This window comes from Crenobacter luteus, assembly GCF_004345725.1.
Classification (GTDB): Bacteria; Pseudomonadota; Gammaproteobacteria; order Burkholderiales; family Chromobacteriaceae; genus Crenobacter; species Crenobacter luteus.
Genome location: NZ_SLXG01000001.1, coordinates 191,658 through 209,093, shown reverse-complemented (window position 1 = coordinate 209,093; position 17,436 = coordinate 191,658). Strand labels below are relative to the sequence as shown.

Annotated in this window: 18 protein-coding genes; 13 read left to right on the top strand and 5 right to left on the bottom strand. The window is 68.2% G+C overall.

The features are described from left to right. Positions 1-279: 279 nt before the first annotated feature. From ccoN to EV683_RS01045, 7 genes are all read left to right on the top strand, one after another. The gene (gene ccoN, locus EV683_RS01075; protein WP_066611313.1) at positions 280-1,704 is read left to right on the top strand and encodes a cytochrome-c oxidase, cbb3-type subunit I; all 1,425 of its coding nucleotides are present in this window, start codon (positions 280-282) and stop codon (positions 1,702-1,704) included. 21 nt (positions 1,705-1,725) lie between these two features. Next, entirely contained in the window at positions 1,726-2,340 is a 615-nt protein-coding gene (ccoO, locus tag EV683_RS01070; protein WP_066611308.1) for a cytochrome-c oxidase, cbb3-type subunit II, read from the top strand. A gap of 4 nt (positions 2,341-2,344) precedes the next feature. Further along, complete coding sequence (locus EV683_RS01065; protein ID WP_066611307.1) at positions 2,345-2,533, top strand: cbb3-type cytochrome oxidase subunit 3; 189 nt, start codon at positions 2,345-2,347, stop codon at positions 2,531-2,533. After that, positions 2,530-3,450: a cytochrome-c oxidase, cbb3-type subunit III gene (gene ccoP / locus EV683_RS01060; RefSeq protein ID WP_131861394.1), complete on the top strand. Its 921-nt coding sequence runs from the start codon at positions 2,530-2,532 to the stop codon at positions 3,448-3,450. Before EV683_RS01065 ends, ccoP begins: the two co-directional genes overlap by 4 nt. A gap of 150 nt (positions 3,451-3,600) precedes the next feature. Further along, positions 3,601-5,049, top strand: coding sequence for a cytochrome c oxidase accessory protein CcoG (ccoG, locus tag EV683_RS01055; RefSeq protein ID WP_131861392.1), 1,449 nt, complete (start codon positions 3,601-3,603; stop codon positions 5,047-5,049). Continuing rightward, complete coding sequence (locus EV683_RS01050; RefSeq protein WP_243694691.1) at positions 5,046-5,591, top strand: FixH family protein; 546 nt, start codon at positions 5,046-5,048, stop codon at positions 5,589-5,591. The genes ccoG and EV683_RS01050 overlap by 4 nt, the downstream gene beginning before the upstream one ends. 4 nt (positions 5,592-5,595) lie before the next feature. Next, the gene (locus tag EV683_RS01045; protein ID WP_131861390.1) at positions 5,596-6,024 is read left to right on the top strand and encodes a YbaY family lipoprotein; all 429 of its coding nucleotides are present in this window, start codon (positions 5,596-5,598) and stop codon (positions 6,022-6,024) included. 55 nt (positions 6,025-6,079) lie between these two features. On the opposite strand, the gene EV683_RS01040 is transcribed toward EV683_RS01045, so the two are convergent. After that, positions 6,080-7,468, bottom strand: coding sequence for a tryptophanase (locus tag EV683_RS01040; protein ID WP_131861388.1), 1,389 nt, complete (start codon positions 7,466-7,468; stop codon positions 6,080-6,082). Between the two features lie 305 nt (positions 7,469-7,773). Next, entirely contained in the window at positions 7,774-8,436 is a 663-nt protein-coding gene (locus EV683_RS01035; protein ID WP_131861386.1) for a TIGR01621 family pseudouridine synthase, read from the bottom strand. A gap of 233 nt (positions 8,437-8,669) precedes the next feature. Between EV683_RS01035 and EV683_RS01030 the strand changes: the two genes are divergently transcribed. Beyond that, positions 8,670-9,323, top strand: a complete 654-nt coding sequence (locus EV683_RS01030) for a YiaD family glycine zipper/OmpA-like lipoprotein (protein WP_131861384.1) — start codon at positions 8,670-8,672, stop codon at positions 9,321-9,323. A gap of 206 nt (positions 9,324-9,529) precedes the next feature. On the opposite strand, the gene EV683_RS01025 is transcribed toward EV683_RS01030, so the two are convergent. The 3 genes from EV683_RS01025 to EV683_RS01015 all read right to left on the bottom strand — a co-directional run bounded on the left by EV683_RS01025 (position 9,530) and on the right by EV683_RS01015 (position 10,905). After that, positions 9,530-10,216, bottom strand: coding sequence for an LrgB family protein (locus tag EV683_RS01025; protein ID WP_066612656.1), 687 nt, complete (start codon positions 10,214-10,216; stop codon positions 9,530-9,532). Next, complete coding sequence (locus tag EV683_RS01020) at positions 10,216-10,632, bottom strand: CidA/LrgA family protein (protein WP_066612655.1); 417 nt, start codon at positions 10,630-10,632, stop codon at positions 10,216-10,218. Before EV683_RS01020 ends, EV683_RS01025 begins: the two co-directional genes overlap by 1 nt. Before the next feature lie 75 nt (positions 10,633-10,707). Further along, on the bottom strand, positions 10,708-10,905 hold the full coding sequence (locus tag EV683_RS01015; RefSeq protein ID WP_066612654.1) for a hypothetical protein: 198 nt from the start codon (positions 10,903-10,905) through the stop codon (positions 10,708-10,710). A gap of 108 nt (positions 10,906-11,013) precedes the next feature. Between EV683_RS01015 and EV683_RS01010 the strand changes: the two genes are divergently transcribed. The 5 genes from EV683_RS01010 (at position 11,014) to EV683_RS00990 (ending at position 17,368) form a co-directional block, all read left to right on the top strand. Further along, positions 11,014-11,931, top strand: coding sequence for a LysR family transcriptional regulator (locus EV683_RS01010; RefSeq protein ID WP_131861383.1), 918 nt, complete (start codon positions 11,014-11,016; stop codon positions 11,929-11,931). A gap of 290 nt (positions 11,932-12,221) precedes the next feature. Further along, positions 12,222-13,529 (top strand): dicarboxylate/amino acid:cation symporter, encoded by a 1,308-nt coding sequence (locus tag EV683_RS01005; protein ID WP_066612651.1) that lies wholly within the window; start codon positions 12,222-12,224, stop codon positions 13,527-13,529. A gap of 144 nt (positions 13,530-13,673) precedes the next feature. Then, complete coding sequence (locus tag EV683_RS01000) at positions 13,674-15,506, top strand: sensor histidine kinase (RefSeq protein ID WP_207910373.1); 1,833 nt, start codon at positions 13,674-13,676, stop codon at positions 15,504-15,506. Beyond that, the gene (locus EV683_RS00995) at positions 15,496-16,818 is read left to right on the top strand and encodes a sigma-54-dependent transcriptional regulator (RefSeq protein WP_066612649.1); all 1,323 of its coding nucleotides are present in this window, start codon (positions 15,496-15,498) and stop codon (positions 16,816-16,818) included. Before EV683_RS01000 ends, EV683_RS00995 begins: the two co-directional genes overlap by 11 nt. 46 nt (positions 16,819-16,864) lie before the next feature. Next, a complete protein-coding gene (locus EV683_RS00990; protein WP_131861380.1) occupies positions 16,865-17,368 on the top strand; it encodes a DNA-deoxyinosine glycosylase in 504 nt (167 codons plus the stop codon). Positions 17,369-17,436 lie beyond the last annotated feature (68 nt).

The window sequence follows — 17,436 nt, the reverse complement described above, 5'->3', positions numbered from 1 at the left end:
CCGGCCTGCGTCTGGCCCCGGGGGGGCGATTGCTTTAGAATGGCGTGTTGACATCGACGGGGCGGGTGCGCCTTGCGGATGCTGAAAACCGTTTCCAAAAGCCCGCCAGACGCAGGGGAATCCTCGCGCGTGCAAGCGGTCAGACGGTCGCTTGGCGCGCCTCGCCCGCACCGCAATAAACGGTCTTGATCCGCGTGACAAGGGATATGGGGACAGCCCGTCAGGAATCAAGCCGCACGGTTTACCACGTTCTAGTTTGCAACCTTGGAGAAACCTTAAATGGAAACGCAATCCACTTATAACTATAAGGTGGTGCGCCAGTTTGCCGTAATGACCGTAGTCTGGGGCATTGTCGGCATGCTGATGGGGGTCGTGATCGCGGCCCAGCTGGTTTGGCCCGACCTGAACCTCGGTCCGTGGTTCCACTTCGGCCGCCTGCGCCCGCTGCACACCAACGCCGTGATCTTCGCCTTCGGCGGCTGCGGCCTGTTCGCCACCTCGTACTACGTCGTGCAGCGCACGTGTAATGTGCGCCTGATCTCCGACAAGCTGGCCGCCTTCACCTTCTGGGGCTGGCAGGCGGTGATCGTCGCCGCGGCCATTACCCTGCCGCTGGGCTACACGCAGAGCAAGGAATACGCCGAGCTCGAGTGGCCGATCGACATCCTGATCGCGCTGGTGTGGGTCGCCTACGCCTACGTGTTCTTCGGCACGATCGCGAAGCGCAAGATCAAGCACATCTACGTCGCGAACTGGTTCTACGGCGCCTTCATCCTGACCGTCGCGCTCTTGCACATCGTCAACAACCTGGCCGTCCCGGCCGGCTTCATGAAGTCCTACTCGATCTACGCCGGCGCCGTCGACGCGATGGTGCAGTGGTGGTACGGCCACAACGCCGTGGGCTTCTTCCTGACCGCCGCCTTCCTCGGCATGATGTACTACTTCGTGCCGAAGCAGGCCGGCCGTCCGGTGTACTCCTACCGCCTGTCGGTGGTGCACTTCTGGGCGCTGATCTTCACCTATATGTGGGCGGGTCCGCACCACCTGCACTACACCGCGCTGCCGGACTGGACCCAGTCGCTCGGCATGGTGTTCTCGCTGATCCTGCTGGCGCCGAGCTGGGGTGGCATGATCAACGGCATCATGACCCTGTCGGGCGCCTGGCATAAGCTGCGCACCGACCCGATCCTGAAGTTCCTCGTCGTGTCGCTGTCGTTCTACGGCATGTCGACCTTCGAAGGCCCGATGATGGCGATCAAGACCGTCAACGCGCTGTCCCACTACACCGACTGGACCATCGGCCACGTGCACTCCGGCGCGCTGGGCTGGGTGGGCTTCATCACCATGGGTTCGCTCTACTACCTGATCCCGCGCCTGTGGGGCCGCGAGGAAATGTACAGCGTCAAGCTGATCGAGGCGCACTTCTGGCTCGCCACCATCGGCGTCGTGCTCTACATCGCCGCGCTGTGGATCTCGGGCGTGATGCAGGGCCTGATGTGGCGCGCGCTGAACCCGGACGGTACGCTGACCTACGCCTTCGCCGAGGTCGTGAAAGCCACCTACCCGTACCACTTCGTCCGCTTCCTGGGCGGCGCGTTCTACCTGACCGGCATGTTCCTGATGGCCTACAACACCTACCGCACCGTGTTCGTCGGTCGTGCTGTCGACGCCAAGATCCCGGCGGTCTCCGCTCACGCGCACTAAACGGAAGGTCGAAAGAACAAGATGGAAAAGATCCAGAAACTGATCGAAGAACGCGTCGGCTACCTGATCGTGTTCACGCTGATCGTGATCAGCTTTGCCGGCCTCGTCGAAATCGTGCCGCTGATGTTCCAGAAGTCGACCACCGAGCCGGTGGCGGGCGTCAAGCCCTTCACCGCGCTGCAGCTGGCCGGCCGCGACGTCTACCAGCGCGAAGGCTGCTTCAACTGCCACTCGCAGATGATCCGCCCGTTCCGTTCCGAAACCGAACGCTACGGCCACTACTCGGTCGCCGGCGAGTCGGTGTACGACCACCCCTTCCTGTGGGGCTCGAAGCGCACCGGTCCGGACCTGGCGCGCGTCGGCGGCCGCTACTCCGACGAATGGCACCGCGTGCACCTGATCAACCCGCGCGACGTGGTGCCCGAGTCCAACATGCCGAGCTTCCCGTGGCTGGCGCGCAACCTGGTCGACGCCGATGCGATTCCGAAACACATGGAAGCGCTGCGCAAAGTGGGCGTCCCCTATACCGACAAGGAAATCGCCGAGGCCAAGGCCGAGGTCGAGGGCAAGTCGGAAATGGACGCGATCATCGCCTACCTGCAGGGCCTCGGCCTTGCGCTGAAGAACGTGCGCTAAGCCTATGGACTGGTCCAGTTACGGGCACTCGGCGTTCACGGTGTTCTGCCTCGTCAGCTTCGCCGTGATCCTGATCGGTGCCTACAGCAAACGTGCCAAGACCCGTTACGACGAGGCGGCCAACCTGCCCTTCCTCGGCGACGAGGACGAGGCGGCCCAATTCCGCGCAGCAGCCAACGGAGCGAAAGAATGAGTGATTTTGTAAGTGATTTCTGGAGTGTCTACATCTCCGTGATCGTGATCGCCGGCGTGGTCGGCCTCGGCTACCTGCTGTTCAGCCAGGGCAAGGCGGTGGCGCCCAAGCAGGGCGGCGAGAAGGTCGACATCACCGGCCACGTGTGGGACGGCGACCTGGTCGAGTACAACAACCCGCTGCCGCGCTGGTGGATGTGGATGTTCTACATCACGCTGGCCTTCGGCGCCGGCTACCTGGCGCTCTACCCGGGTCTGGGCAAGTTCCAGGGCCTGTTCGGCTGGAGCTCGGTCGGCCAGTACACCAAGGAGCGCAACGACGCCGAGGCGAAGTTCCAGCCGCTGTACGACCAGTTCCTGAAGCAGGACGTCAAGGCGGTCGCCGCCGATCCGAAGGCGCAGGAAATGGGCAAGCGCCTGTTCCAGACCTACTGTGTGCAGTGCCACGGCGCGGACGCGCGCGGCGCCAAGGGTTTCCCGAACCTGACCGACAACGACTGGCTGTACGGCGGCGACCCGGCCACCATCAAGACCACGATCGAGGCCGGTCGCCACGGCCAGATGCCGCCGTTCGGCGCCGCCTTCGGCGAGGAGAAGGTCAAGGACGTCGCCCACTACGTGATGTCGCTGTCGGGCAAGAAGCACGACGCCGACCGCGCGCAGCGCGGCACCGAGACCTTCAAGGCGGTCTGCGCGGCCTGCCACGGTCCGGACGGCAAGGGCAACCAGGGCGTCGGCGCGCCGAACCTGACCGACAACGTCTGGCTGTACGGCGGCACCGAGAAAACCATCATCGAGACCGTCACCAACGGCCGCAACAACCAGATGCCGGCCTGGAAAGACTTCCTCGGCGACGGCAAGGTCCACCTGCTGACCGCCTACGTCTGGGGTCTGTCCAACAATCCCAAGGCTCAGTAATCCTTGAGCCAGATCAAACTGCCCGCAGCGATGCGGGCAGTTTGCTTATCTCCCTACACTTTACAATTTGATAAAATGAAACCGCGATGCTTGCGGACAGGCCGGACGGCAACGGCGGCCTGTCCGGAACCATCTCTCCAGGGAATCCTCATGTCCGACTCGCTCAAAGACATCCCGATCAAGGTCGAACGCACCGCTCCGGGCCACAAGCCCGCGGCCGGCGAAACCGTCGCGCTCTACGAGGCGCACAAGAAAGTCTATCCGCGCGCCGTCAAGGGCGTGTTCAACAACTGGCGCGTGCTGTTCGTGCTCGGTACCCAGCTCGTCTACTTCGCGCTGCCGTGGCTGACCTGGAACGGCCGCCAGGCGGTGCTGTTCGACCTCGTCAACCGCAAGTTCTTCCTGTTCGGCCTGACCATCTGGCCGCAGGACTTCGTCTACCTCGCCGCCCTCTTGATGTGCTGCGCCTTCGGCCTGTTCGCGTGGACCACCGTCGCCGGCCGGCTGTGGTGCGGCTACTCCTGTCCGCAGACGGTCTACACCGAGATCATGCTGTGGATCGAAGCCTGGGTCGAGGGCGACCGCAACAAGCGCATCAAGCTCGACAAGGCGCCGATGAGCCTCGCCAAGCTGCGCATCAAGACCACCAAGCACGCGCTGATGATCGCCTTCTCGCTCGTCACCGGCTTCACGCTGGTCGGCTACTTCACGCCGATCCGCGAACTGGTCGCCGCCATCCCGAGCTTCGGCTTCGGCCCGTGGGAGACGTTCTGGATCTTCTTCTACGCCGGCTTCACCTACCTGTTCGCCGGCTTCCTGCGCGAGCAGATGTGCAAGTACATGTGCCCGTACGCGCGCTTCCAGAGCGTGATGTTCGACGCCGACACGCTGATCATTTCCTACGACGAGGCGCGCGGCGAGCCGCGCGGCTCGCGCAAGAAGGGCACCAAGCCGCGCGAGGCGGGGCTGGGCGACTGCGTCGACTGCACGCTGTGCGTGCAGGTCTGCCCGACCGGCATCGACATCCGCAACGGCCTGCAGATCGAGTGCATCGGCTGCGCCGCCTGCATCGATGCCTGCGACGACGTGATGGACAAGATGGGCTATCCTCGCGGTCTGATCCGCTACACGACCGAGAACGCGCTCAAGGGCGTCTACCCGGAAAGCCAGATCGTCTCGCGGCTCAAGCGTCCGCGCGTGGTGCTCTACACGCTGGTGCTGATCGCGGTGATCGCCGCGTCGGTCGGCTCCTTCGCGCTGCGCCAGCCGTTCAAGGTCGACGTGCTGCGCGACCGCGCGTCGCTGGTGCGCGAAACCGACGACGGCTGGCTCGAGAACGGCTACAGCCTGAAGATCATCAACACCTCGGAACAAAGCCAGCGCTTCCGTCTCTCAGTGAAAGGGCTGCCCGGCATCAAGCTGTCGACCGACACGCCGCAGATCACCGTCGCCGGCGGCATGAACGAGACGGTCGGCGTGCGCGTGCAGGCCGACCCGCAGTACGCGACGCGCGGCAGCCACGAGATCCATTTCGTCATCGAATCGCTCGACGACCCGTCCAAGGTGGTCGAGGAGAAATCCAGTTTCATCGGAGAATGAGCAGCATGCAGCAGGACAAGCACGCCAGGCGCCCCTGGTACAAGGAACCGTGGCCGTGGTTGCTGGCCCTCGGCCCGGTCGCCGTCGTGATCGCCGGCGTCTACACCTTCAAGCTCGCCGCCGACACCGACGACGCACTGGTGGTCGACGACTATTACAAGGCCGGCAAGGAAATCAACCTGCAGCTCAAGCGCGACGAGAAGGCCGCTGCGCTCGGGCTGGAGGCGCAGGCGCTGTTCGCGCCCGACCTGCGCACCGTGCGGCTGATGGTCAAGGGCAGCGCGCCGACGCTGGCGCTGCCCGATGCGCTGACGCTACGGCTCTTGCACCCGACGCTGTCGGAACGCGACGCGACCGTCATCGCCCGCCGCATCGCCCCGGGCGTTTACGAAAGCCCGGTCAAGATCGCCGCGGCCGAGCACTGGTACGTGCGGCTCGAGGACCCGGCCGCCGGCTGGCGCATCCAGGGAGAGTGGAAACCCAAGGCCGGGCCCGTCGCGCACCTCGACCCGATGCTGCCGGCCAGCGACGCCAAACGCTGAGTCCATGACCCGCCCCCGCCTGCCCCGCCGCGGCGCGCTCGCGCTCCTGAGCTGCGTCGTCCTCTCCGCCTGCGCCGGCCTCGGCCAACCGGTTTATACGCCGCGCACGCTCGAAGGCCGCGTGCTGCCGGCCGACCCGTCGGCGCCGCTCGCCGCCGGCAGCCATGTCAGCGTGCGTCTGCTCGACGTCGGCCGCGCCGGCGCGCCGTCGACGGTGTTGGCCGAGCAGATCGTCGAATCGCCGCGCGCCTTCCCGGTCCGCTTCTCGCTGTGCTACGACCGGGCAGCGCTGCAAGGCGACGGCCGTTACGCGCTCGACGCGCGCGTCTTCGTCGACGGCGAACTGCGCATGATCGGCGAGCGCGCGCTCGCCGCCCCCGCAGCCGACCCGCCGCCGCACCCCGACGTCGTCGTCACCGCCCTGCCGCGCTGAGCCGGGGCGAAAAAAACGGGGCCGTCGGCCCCGTTCTTTTCGTGCGCGGACAGGCTCACGCCGGCTTCAGCCGCGCGGTGAAGTGGCGCAGCACCGGCGGCTCGTAGTCGAAGGCCAGCCCGCGCACCGTGGCCGCGCGCTCCTTGACCGCGATCAGGCAGTCGGCGACGTAGTCCATATGGTCGTTGGTATAGACGCGGCGCGGGATGGTCAGCCGCATCAGTTCGAACGGCGATGGCTCCTGCGCGCCGGACTGCGGATTGCGCCCCAACAGCAACGAGCCGATCTCGACCGCCCTCACCCCGCCTTCCAGATACAGCTCGCACGCCAGCGCGTGCGCCGGGAACTGCTCGGGCGGAATGTGCGGCAGCAGCTTTTTCGCGTCGACGAACACCGCGTGGCCGCCGGTCGGCGTCTGGATCGGCACACCGCCGTCGGCCAACCTTTGGCCGAGGTAGGCGACCTGGCCGATCCGGTAGGCCAGATAATCCTCGTCGAGCCCTTCCCTCAGCCCCACCGCCAGCGCCGCCATGTCGCGGCCGGCCAGGCCCCCATAGGTGACGAAGCCTTCCATCGGCACGCAGCGCACCTGCACCGCGCGGAACAGCTCCTCGTCGCCCTTGAAGGCGCACAGGCCGCCGATGTTGACGAGGCCGTCCTTCTTGGCCGACATGGTGAACATGTCGCCGCAGGCGAACTGCGCGCGCACGATCTCGGCCAACGTGGCGTCGCGCCAGGCCGGCTCGCGCTGTTTGATGAACCAGGCGTTCTCGGCGAAGCGCGCGGCGTCGATCACCACCGGCACGCCGTGCTTTTTTGCCAGCGCGCTGGCGCGCTGCAGGTTCTCCAGCGATACCGGCTGGCCGCCGGCGCTGTTGCAGGTGACGGTCAGGATCAGCGCCGCGACGTTCTTGCCGTGCGTCTCGAGCGCGCCGGCCAGGCCTTCGAGGTCGACGTTGCCCTTCCACGGGTGGGGCGTCGTCGTGTCGAGCGCCGCCGGCGTCAACAGATTGATCGCGCGCGCGCCGGCGAGCTCGACGTGCGCCTTGGTGGTATCGAAATGGTAGTTGGACAGGAACACCGGCTGCCCGTCCCCCTTCACCCGCTTGACGAGCTCGGGGAACAGGATCTGCTCGGCGCCGCGCCCCTGGTGGGTCGGGATCACGTGCGGATAGCCGGTGACGTCGCGCACTGCGTCGACCAGCTGGTAGAAGTTGCGGCTGCCGGCGTAGGCCTCGTCGCCGGTCAACAGCGCGCCCCATTGGGCGTCGCTCATCGCGCCGGTGCCGCTGTCGGTCAGAAGGTCGATGTAGACGTCGTCGGCGCGCAACAGGAAGGGGTTCCAGCCGGCGGCCGCCAGCGCCGCCAGGCGCTCGTCGTGGCTCGTCTGACGGATCGGTTCCACCATCTTGATGCGGAACGGCTCGGGAATGCGTCGGGTCATGGTCGTGCTCCTGCCGGCACGCGCGGACGCGCCCGTGGCGCGCGATGGATGCGGCCGGCGATCGGTGTTCGATAAGGATGGAGACGGGCGGCGGAGTGCCGCGTGATTCAGACGCGCGGGAAGTCGTCGGCGAGAACGACGTCGAGGGTGTACCAGCTTTGTGGCAGACCGGGCGAGCCGGTCCGCAGGTGGGAAGCGATCATGCTGCGTGTCCGGTGGGTTGGCAAACGGGGCGCAGACGCGCGCCCCTTTTTACAGGCTAGGGCTTTGCGGCCGCCGGCACAAGAGGGACGCGCGCGGCGCGCTTACAGTAGCGCCCAGGGTTGGCCGAGCTCGGCCAAGCTTGCCGCGCATTCGGGCGTCAGGAACTCGGCGCCGACGCTCGGCGGGCAGACGAAGGCGTACGACTCGCCGAACAGGTCGAACGACAGCGCGTAGGCGTGCAGGTAGACGCGATCGGCGGCGGTGCCGCCGTACAGCGCGTCGCCGAGAATCGGCGCCGACACGCTCTTCATCGCGACGCGCAGCTGGTGGGTGCGGCCGGTGAACGGCGCCAGGAGGAACAGCCGGCGGCGCGGCGCCAGCGAGAACGACAAAAAACGGGTGATGGCCGGCTTGTCGGCGCTGTGCGCCAGACGCCACGCGCCGCCGCGCGCCTTGACCATGTCGCCCTTGACCCAGCCCTGCTTCTTGGCCGGCGCGCGGTCGGACAGCGCCAGATAGAACTTGCGCAGGCGGTGCCCGGCCAGCGCGTCGGACAAGGCGCGCGCGGCCGCCTCGGAGCGAGCGAACAGCATCAGGCCGGAGGTCGGCTTGTCGAGCCGGTGCACCGGCCACAGCGCCGGCTCGGCCAAGGCGTCGCGCACGGCGTCGATCAGCGCCGGCGCGTCGTCCTCGCGGTGGAAACCGACGCCCGGCGCCTTGTCGATCACGATGAAATGCGCGGTGCGGGCAAGCAGGCTGAACAAGACGGACTCCTCGAAACGGCGGGCATTCTAGCACGCGGCGCGCCACCGCCCCGCGCGCCGGCCGAGTCATTTGCAATGGCTGACCGGGCCGGTACTACGCGCTTTGATTCACAAAGATTAATCGTTATCTTGATAACAGCGACGATCATGCCGCTACCATGTCGGCACGGGCGGCCCGCTCCAGCCTGGCCCCGCCCCCCAGACCGACCCTAACCGACAAGAAGGAACCCGTTATGGCCCAACGCTTCAAGTTCGCCACCGTCGCCGCGCTCGCGGCGGCGCTGGCCGCCAGCGCCTGCACGACCAACCCGCAGACCGGTCAGCAGGAAATGAGCAAGACCGCCATGTACGGCCTGGGCGCCGCCGCGACCTGCGGCATCGTCGGCGCGCTGACCCACGGCGGCAAGGGCGCGCGCAACGCCGCGCTCGGCTGCGGCGTGGTCGGCGCCGGCGTCGGCGCCTACATGGACCACCAGGAAAAGCTGCTGCGCGAGAAGCTGGCCGGCAGCCAGGTCCAGGTCAGCCGCGACGGCGACCAGATCAAGCTGGTGATGCCCGACAACATCACCTTCGCGCTCAACAGCGCCGAGCTGCGCCCGGACGTGCGCAAGACGCTGGACGACGTCGGCCGCGTGCTCGCGCAGTACACCGACACCAGCATCACCGTGGCCGGCCACACCGACAGCACCGGCACGCTGCAACTGAACCAGGCGCTGTCCGAACGCCGCGCGTCGTCGGTCGGCAACTACCTGCAGGGCCAGGGCGTCGCCGCCGCGCGCATCCGCACCGTCGGCTTCGGCCCGAACCAGCCGGTGGCGAGCAACACCACCGCCGAGGGCCGCGCGAAGAACCGCCGCGTCGAGATCAACATCACGCCGAAAACCTGACGCCCGCTCGTCCAGACACCATCCGTCGCGCCCGGCCCCGGCCGGGCTTTTTCGTGCCCGCGACGCGCGAGGCGCGCGCCGTGGAACGGGCGCGGAAAGAAAAATGGGCCGGCGACGAGGCCGGCCCCAAAGCATGTATGCAACACCATGCACAGAGGAGAAAACTGCAGAAACATGCCGGTTGGGGACCGGCGGCCCTGGGAAATCTACACGTAGCCGGCGACCAGCGGTGCGGCGAGCACCGTGGCGAGGCCGCCGAACATCATCGTCAGGCTGGCGACCACGCCCTCCTCGGCGCCGATCTCGCGCGCCTTGGCGGTGCCGACGCCGTGCGCCGCGGCGCCGAACAGCGCGCCCTTGGCCAGCCGGGAACGCACCGGCAGCACCGCCAGCATCGCCTCGCCGATCAGCATGCCGCACACGCCGGTCAGCACGACGAACACCGCAGCCAGTTCGGGCTGCCCGCCGAAGCTCGGCGCCGCCGCCAGCGCGAACGGCGTGCTGACCGAACGGGTCGCCAGCGTGTTCTGCAACAGCTGCGGCAGGCCCAGCTCGCGCGCCAGCCAGATCGAGCTGACGACGGCGACCGGCATACCGACCAGCACGCCCGAGGCGAGCGACAGCCAGTGGCGGCGGATCAGCGCGCGGTGCTCGTAGATCGGCACCGCGAAGGCGACGGTCGCCGGGCCGAGCAGCCAGGTCAGCCAGCGCGTGTCGTGGAAATAGGTGTCGTACGGGATGCGCGCGCCGACCAGCACGGCGATCAGCGTCAGCGGCACGACGATCATCGGCGAGCTCCACCAGGTCCCGAGGCGGGCGTTCAGCCGCTTGCTCGCCAGATAGAGCGCGACGGTCAGCGCGAAGCAGGCCAGCGCGACGAATTCGTTGCCCATCACACCCCCCTCGCGCGCTGGCGGCGCTTGAGCGCCAATTCGAGGCGGTAGAAGCCGTCCACCGTCAGCGAGGTGGCCGTCATCACGATGCCGGTCGAGACCACGATCACCAGCAGGATCTTGGCGCCGGCGCTGACGATCAGCTCGGGGTACTGCACCACCGCGACCACCACCGGGATGAAGAACAGCAGCATCTCGGCCAACAGCCAGCGCGCGCCGCTCTTGAACAGGTCGAGCGGCAGCCAGCCCTTGATCAGGCCGATCAGCACCACCGCCATGCCGAGCACGCCACCCGGCACCGCCGGCACGACGTGCAGGCTCAGTTGCGTCGCCGCCCACCAGACCGCCGACAGCAGCGCGACCTGGCCCGCGATGCGGAGGACCGGTTGGGCGTGTTGGCGTGCTGCGCGGGTCATGATCGTTTCCTTGGCAGGTGGCGGCGCGATCGACTGAGTCGAGTATAGGTGGCCGTTTTTAATTCTTAAAATGAATTAAAGGAACGGATACCATGCAAACATCGAATATTTACGCGAGGCCGACTCGGCCTTATTCTGCTTCGGCGCCGACATCGCGGCGTAGAACGGCATCAGCAGGCCGTCGTTGAACACTTCTTTCTTCTTGGCCGCGGTCTCGGGCTTGGCAAAAACGGCTTGCGGCGACTTCAGCGCCAGGGTGGCTGCGAATTTCATATTCATCTCCTTTTCAATCACTTGCATTCGTTGAGTGGAGTATATGGCTTCCCTTTGAATGAATAAAATGAATTAAAATAATTTGAAACATTCTAAAATGGAATCAAAATGGACATCCGCGGATTACGCTATTTCACCGAGGTGGTGAGGCGCCAGAGCTTCACCCGCGCCGCCGAGGCGCTGTTCGTCACCCAGCCGACCATCAGCAAGATGGTGCGCCAGCTCGAGGACGAGCTGGGCATGCCGCTGCTGATCCGCGAAGGCCGGAGCTTCCGGCTGACCGACGCCGGCCGCGTCGCCTTCGAGCGCGGCCAGGACGTGCTCGCCGCGATGCAGCGGCTGAACAACGAGTTGGCCGACCTGACCGCGCTCGAGCGCGGCGAGCTGGTGGTCGGCGTGCCGCCGATGATAGGCGCGATCTTTTTCGCGCCGGTGGTCAGCGCCTTCCACGCGCGCTACCCCAAGGTCGAGCTCAAGCTGATGGAGGACGGCGCGACCGCGGTCGAGAACGCGGTGCGCTCGGGCCAGCTCGAGATCGGCGTCGCGGTGCTGCCGGTCGACGAGACGGTGTTCGACCACTTCGGCTTCGTGTCCGACCGGCTGTGCCTGGTCGCGCCGTCCGGCTCGCGCTGGAAGGGGCTCGCGAGCGTCGCGCTGACCGACATCGCCGACGAGCCCTTGATCCTCTACCCCGAGGACTTCACGCTGTCGCACCGCGTGGCCGACGCCTACCGGCGCGACGGCCTGACGATGAAGGTCGCCGAGCGCAGCGGCCACTGGGACTTCATCGTCGCGCTGGTCGCCGCGCGGCTCGGCGTCGCGCTGCTGCCCGAGCGGATCACGCGTCGTATCGACCGCTCGCTGTTCGACATCGTGCCGCTGAACGACGCCGAGCTGGTCTGGCACCTCGGCCTGATCTGGCGACGCGATACCTACCTGTCGCACGCGACCCGCGCGTGGATCGACATCACGCGCGAAATGCTCGCCCCCGCCGAGGACGACGAGCACAGCCACACCGGCGACTGAAGCCCCGCCGTCCGGATTTCCGGACGGTTTTTTTTCGCCCGTTCGGCCAACCGAACGCCGCGCCGCCATGCGCACGACATCGCCCTGTTTTCATTGACGTTTTCGATGCCCTTTGCGCCTGCAAAGCTGGCACGCCTTGTGCATTAGCAGAAGACGACGAGACGGCCCGGAGCGCCCGACCGGCGGCATCGCGCGATGTCCGACCGAGAAAAGCACGCGCCCCGGCCGCGCGTCCTCTACACGGCACAAACGCTTGCCCCGCCGAGCGCGGCGGGGTCCAGGAGAAACGCATGAAACTGAACAAGCTCACCACCGCCATCGGCGTCGCGATGCTCGCCGGCATCGCCGTCGGCAGCCTCGCCCACCATCTGGCCGACGGCCCCGAGGCGGCCCAGACGATCGCCGGCTACTTCTCGATCTTCACCGACGTGTTCCTGCGGATGATCAAGATGATCATCGCGCCGCTGGTGTTCGCGACGCTGGTCGCCGGCATCGCCGGCATGGACGACAGCCGCTCGGTCGGCCGCATCACGATGAAGGCGATGGGCTGGTTCCTCATCGCGTCGATCACCTCGCTGCTGATCGGCCTCGTGATGGCCAACGTGCTGACGCCGGGCGTCGGCCTGAACCTGCCGCTGCCGGACGCGGGCGCGACGACCGAACTGAAGACCGGCGCGCTGAACCTGAAGGACTTCATCACCCACATGATCCCGAAGAGCTTCGCCGAGGCGATGGCGGGCAACGAGATCCTGCAGATCGTGGTGTTCTCGATGTTCTTCGGCTTCGCGCTGGGCGCGCTCAAGGATGGCCCGGGCAAGCCGGTGCTGGCCGCGATCGACGGCCTGGCGCACGTGATGCTGAAGGTGACCGGCTACGTGATGCTGTTCGCCCCGGTCGGCGTGTTCGCCGCCATCGCCGCGGTAATCACCAAGCAGGGCCTCGGCGTGCTGGTGGTGTACGCGAAGCTGCTGGGCAGCATGTACCTGTCGCTGGCGTTGTTGTGGCTGGCGCTGATCGCCGGCGGCTTCGTCTTCCTCAAGGGTGACGTGTTCCGCCTGATCGGCCAGCTGCGCGCGCCGCTGCTCCTGGGCTTCGCGACCGCCAGCAGCGAATCGGCCTATCCGAAGGTGATCGAGCAACTGGGCAAGTTCGGCGTCAAGGAACGCATCTCCGGCTTCGTGCTGCCCTTGGGCTACTCGTTCAACCTCGACGGCTCGATCATGTACACTTCGTTCGCCGCGTTGTTCATCGCGCAGGTCTACGGCATCGAGCTGACGCTGAGCCAGCAGATCACCATGCTGCTGGTGCTGCTGGTGACCTCCAAGGGCATCGCCGGCGTGCCGCGCGCCTCGCTGGTGGTGGTCGCCGCCGTGCTGCCGATGTTCGGCCTGCCCGAGGCCGGCATCCTCTTGATCCTCGGCGTCGACCACGTGCTCGACATGGGCCGCACCGTGACCAACGTGCTGGGCAACGCGATCGCCACCACCGTGGTCGCCAAGAGCGAGGGGGCGATCGGCGCGCCGCGCGACGACGACGACGTGATCGACGTCGAACTGCCGGAAGCGGCCAAGCCGGAACCGGCCTACGCCGCCAAGTAAGTCCTGCGCCGCCGCCGGCCCTCGCGCCGCGGCGGCAGCGCCCCATCCTCGGCCAACCTCATGCGGGTTGGCCGAGCCTTTTGTGGTAGAAACAAGCCGGGAAGCTTGCCGACCGTGAACCCCGTCCTCGCCATGAACCGACCCGTGCGCCCCCCGTCCCGCCGCCCCGTCACCGTCCTCGCCGCCGCGGCGCTGGTCTGTGCCGCCGCCTGGGCCGGCCACCACGCCAGCCGCGTCGCCGCGCTCGAGCGTCAGGGCGAGCGCGGCCAGCAGCAGTTGCGGCTCTACAGCCAGACGCTGGCCAGCGAACTGGCGCGCTACGACTACCTGCCGGGCCTCTTGGGGCTGGACGACCGCGTCGGCGCGCTGTTCGCGCCGGGTGACGACGCGGCGCGCGTCGCCTCGGCCAACCTCTACCTCGCGGCGCTGAACGAGCGCGCCGGCACCCGCGCGATCTACGTGCTCGACCGACAGGGCCGCGTGCTCTCGACCAGCAACTGGCAGCGCACCGACAGCTATCTGGGCGAGCAGCTCGGCTACCGTCCCTACTTCCGCCAGGCGATCGCCGGCAACAGCGGCCACTTCTACGGCGTGGGCACCACGCGCGGCGAGGCCGGCTACTACCTGTCGGCGCCGATCGGCAACCGCCGCAACCCGATCGGCGTCGCCGTGGTCAAGGTCGGACTCGAGGCGCTCGAGGTCAACTGGCAGGATGCCAACTCGCGCGTCCTGCTCGCCGACGAGAACGACGTGGTCATCCTCGCGTCGAACCCGACCTGGCGGCTGTCGGCGCTCAAGCCGCTCTCCGCGGCCGAGCGCGCGCGCTTCGCGCGGACGCGCCAGTACAACCTCGCACCGCTGCGGCAGATCGAGATGACGACGCTCGAAGTGCTGACCGGCGGCGAAGCGCTGGTCCGGCTGGAAGGCAGCCCGCCGCTGCTGGCGCAGACGCTGGCCCAGCCGGGCACGCCGTGGCGGCTGACGCTGCTGTCGCCGACCGCCGAGGTGGCGCGCGCCGCGCAGGGCGGCGCGCTGCTCGCCGGCACGCTGGCGGCGCTCGCGCTCAGCGTCGCGGTCGCGCTCAACAGCCGCCGCCGCCGCATCGCCGAGCGGCTGGCCGCGCGCGCCGCGCTCGAGGCCGCCAACGACGAACTCGAACGCAAGGTGATCGAGCGCACCGCCGACCTGTCGGCCGCCAACCGGCAATTGCAGGCCGAGGTCGCCGAGCGCATCCGCGCCGAGGCCAACCTGAGGAAGACGCAGGACGACCTGTTGCAGGCCGGCAAGCTCGCGGTGATCGGCCAGATGTCGACCGGCATCGCGCACGAACTGAACCAGCCGCTGGCGGCCTTGCGCACGCTGTCGGGCAATACGCAGAAATTCCTCGCGCGCGGCGACCTGGCGACCGCCTCGGCCAACCTCACCACCATCAACCAGCTGGTCGAGCGCATGGGCCGCATCACCGGCGCGCTCAAGTCGTTCGCGCGCAAGAACGGCGGCGGACACAGCGTCGCCGTGCTCGGGGGCGCGCTCGAGACCACGCTGTTCCTGCTCGAGCCGCGCCTCAAGGGCCTCAAGCCCGAGCTGGTGCGCGAGCTCGACCCGTCGCTGACCGTCGCCTGCGACGCGAACCGGCTCGAGCAGGTGCTGGTCAACCTGATCGGCAACGCGCTCGACGCGGTCGCCGGCCTCGACGCGCCGCGCGTCGAGGTCCGCGCGTGGCGCGACGGCGACACGGTGTCGCTGTCGGTGCGCGACAACGGCCCCGGCCTGCCCGACGACGTGCGCGCGCGGCTGTTCGAGCCCTTCTTCACCACCAAACCGGTCGGCCAGGGCCTGGGGCTGGGGCTGACGCTGTCGGCCGGCATCGTCGGCGACTTCGGCGGCACGCTTGCCGCCGACAACCACCCGGACGGCGGCGCCTGCTTCACGCTGACGCTGCCGGCCGCCAAGGAGACTCTCACCCATGCTCGATAAGCTGACCGCCCTGATCGTCGAGGACGACCCCGCGGTGCGCCTCGGTTGCGAACAGGCGCTCGCGCTCGAAGGGATTCCGACGCGCGGCCTCGACAGCGCCGAGGCGGCGCTCAGGGAAGTCGGCGCCGGCTTCGCCGGCATCGTGGTGTCCGACATCCGCCTGCCCGGCGTCGACGGCATGGCGCTGATGCGCGAACTGAAGAACCGCGACGCCGCGCTGCCGGTGGTGCTGATCACCGGCCACGGCGATGTCGCGCTCGCGGTGCAGGCGATGAAGGACGGCGCCTACGACTTCCTGGAAAAACCGTTCTCGCCCGAACGGCTGGTCGAGGTCGCGCGCCGCGCGCTCGAGCAGCGCAGGCTGGCGCTCGAGGTCGAGGCCTTGCGCGGCCGGCTGGCCGCGCGCGATACGCTGGAGGCGCGCCTGATCGGCGTCTCGCCGGCCATCGAGCGGCTGCGACGGCTGATCGCCGACGTCGCCGACACCTCGGCCAACGTGCTGATCCACGGCGAGACCGGCACCGGCAAGGAGCTGGTCGCGCGCTGCCTGCACGAGGCGAGCGCGCGCCGCCGGCAGCACTTCGTCGCCATCAACTGCGGCGGCCTGCCCGAAAACCTGTTCGAGAGCGAGATCTTCGGCCACGAGGCCGGCGCCTTCACCGGCGCGAGCAAACGCCGCGTCGGCAAGATCGAGCACGCCGCCGGCGGCACGCTGTTCCTCGACGAGATCGAGTCGATGCCGGTCGGCATGCAGATCAAGCTCTTGCGCGTGCTGCAGGAGCGCACGCTCGAGCGGCTCGGCTCGAACGCGTCGATCCCGGTCGACACCCGCGTCGTCGCCGCGACCAAGGCCGACCTGAAGGCCATGGGCGAGGCGGGCCGCTTCCGCTCCGACCTCTACTACCGGCTCAACGTCGTGTCGCTCGAGCTGCCGCCGCTTCGGGAGCGGCGCGAGGACGTGCCGATCCTGTTCGAGCACTTCGTCGCGCAGGCGGCGCTGCGCTTCGAGCGCGACGCGCCGCCCATCGCACCGGCCGACGTCGCCGCGCTGCTCGCCTACCCGTGGCCGGGCAACGTCAGGGAGCTGCGCAACCTCGCCGAGCGCCACGTGCTCGGCCTCGGCTGCCGCCCCGGCGAAACCTTGGCCGAGCCGGTGGCGCTGCCGCTGGCGCAGGCGGTCGAGCAGTTCGAGCGCGCGCTGATCGCCGAGGCGCTGCGCCGTCACGACGGCAACCTGACGCGCACCAGCGAGGCGCTGAAGATCGCCAAGACGACGCTGTTCGACAAGGTCAAGAAATACGGCCTGCAGTAGACGCCGCCGGCGGGCTCGTCCGCCGCCGCGTTATCATCGTCCCACCATGACCCCGCCCGACTCCCATCCCGTCCGCGAAGGGCTGCCGCCGGTGGCCCGCCCCGACGCGCGGCTGCTGATCCTCGGCAGCCTGCCCGGCGAGGCGTCGCTCGCCGCCGCGCAGTACTACGCCCACCCGCGCAACGCCTTCTGGCCCATCATGGCGGCGCTGACCGGCGAGGACCTCGTCGCGCGCGCCTACCCGGAGCGTCTGGCCGCGCTCGTTTCGCACCGCGTCGCGCTGTGGGACGTGGTCGGCCGCGCGCGCCGCCGCGGCAGCCTGGACGCGCACATCAAGGACGCCTCGGCCAACCCCTTGGCCGAGCTGATCGCCACGCTGCCGCGCCTCGAGGCGGTCTCCTTCAACGGCGCGACCGCGGCTCGGCTCGGCCAACCCTTGCTGCCGGAGGGCCTCGCCGTCTACGCGCTGCCGTCGACCAGCCCCGCTCACACGATGGCCTTCGCAGCCAAGCTCGCCGCCTGGCGGGCGCTCGCGCCGCACCTGGGCTGAGCCTCTCTCCGGCCTCGCCTCCGCTGCGCCGCCAACGCCGGGCCGGATACCCGCGGCGCGGCTCGCGC

Excerpts from the sequence above, each read along its gene's own strand:
- EV683_RS01015 (WP_066612654.1), bottom strand. The coding sequence starts at position 10,905 with ATGAAATTCGCAGCCACCCTGGCGCTGAAGTCGCCGCAAGCCGTTTTT.
- EV683_RS01050 (WP_243694691.1), top strand. The coding sequence starts at position 5,046 with ATGAGCAGCATGCAGCAGGACAAGCACGCCAGGCGCCCCTGGTACAAG.
- ccoO (WP_066611308.1), top strand. The coding sequence starts at position 1,726 with ATGGAAAAGATCCAGAAACTGATCGAAGAACGCGTCGGCTACCTGATC.
- EV683_RS01020 (WP_066612655.1), bottom strand. The coding sequence starts at position 10,632 with ATGACCCGCGCAGCACGCCAACACGCCCAACCGGTCCTCCGCATCGCG.
- EV683_RS01065 (WP_066611307.1), top strand. The coding sequence starts at position 2,345 with ATGGACTGGTCCAGTTACGGGCACTCGGCGTTCACGGTGTTCTGCCTC.
- ccoP (WP_131861394.1), top strand. The coding sequence starts at position 2,530 with ATGAGTGATTTTGTAAGTGATTTCTGGAGTGTCTACATCTCCGTGATC.
- EV683_RS01030 (WP_131861384.1), top strand. The coding sequence starts at position 8,670 with ATGGCCCAACGCTTCAAGTTCGCCACCGTCGCCGCGCTCGCGGCGGCG.
- EV683_RS00990 (WP_131861380.1), top strand. The coding sequence starts at position 16,865 with ATGACCCCGCCCGACTCCCATCCCGTCCGCGAAGGGCTGCCGCCGGTG.
- ccoN (WP_066611313.1), top strand. The coding sequence starts at position 280 with ATGGAAACGCAATCCACTTATAACTATAAGGTGGTGCGCCAGTTTGCC.
- EV683_RS01025 (WP_066612656.1), bottom strand. The coding sequence starts at position 10,216 with ATGGGCAACGAATTCGTCGCGCTGGCCTGCTTCGCGCTGACCGTCGCG.
- EV683_RS00995 (WP_066612649.1), top strand. The coding sequence starts at position 15,496 with ATGCTCGATAAGCTGACCGCCCTGATCGTCGAGGACGACCCCGCGGTG.
- EV683_RS01045 (WP_131861390.1), top strand. The coding sequence starts at position 5,596 with ATGACCCGCCCCCGCCTGCCCCGCCGCGGCGCGCTCGCGCTCCTGAGC.
- EV683_RS01005 (WP_066612651.1), top strand. The coding sequence starts at position 12,222 with ATGAAACTGAACAAGCTCACCACCGCCATCGGCGTCGCGATGCTCGCC.
- ccoG (WP_131861392.1), top strand. The coding sequence starts at position 3,601 with ATGTCCGACTCGCTCAAAGACATCCCGATCAAGGTCGAACGCACCGCT.
- EV683_RS01040 (WP_131861388.1), bottom strand. The coding sequence starts at position 7,468 with ATGACCCGACGCATTCCCGAGCCGTTCCGCATCAAGATGGTGGAACCG.
- EV683_RS01010 (WP_131861383.1), top strand. The coding sequence starts at position 11,014 with ATGGACATCCGCGGATTACGCTATTTCACCGAGGTGGTGAGGCGCCAG.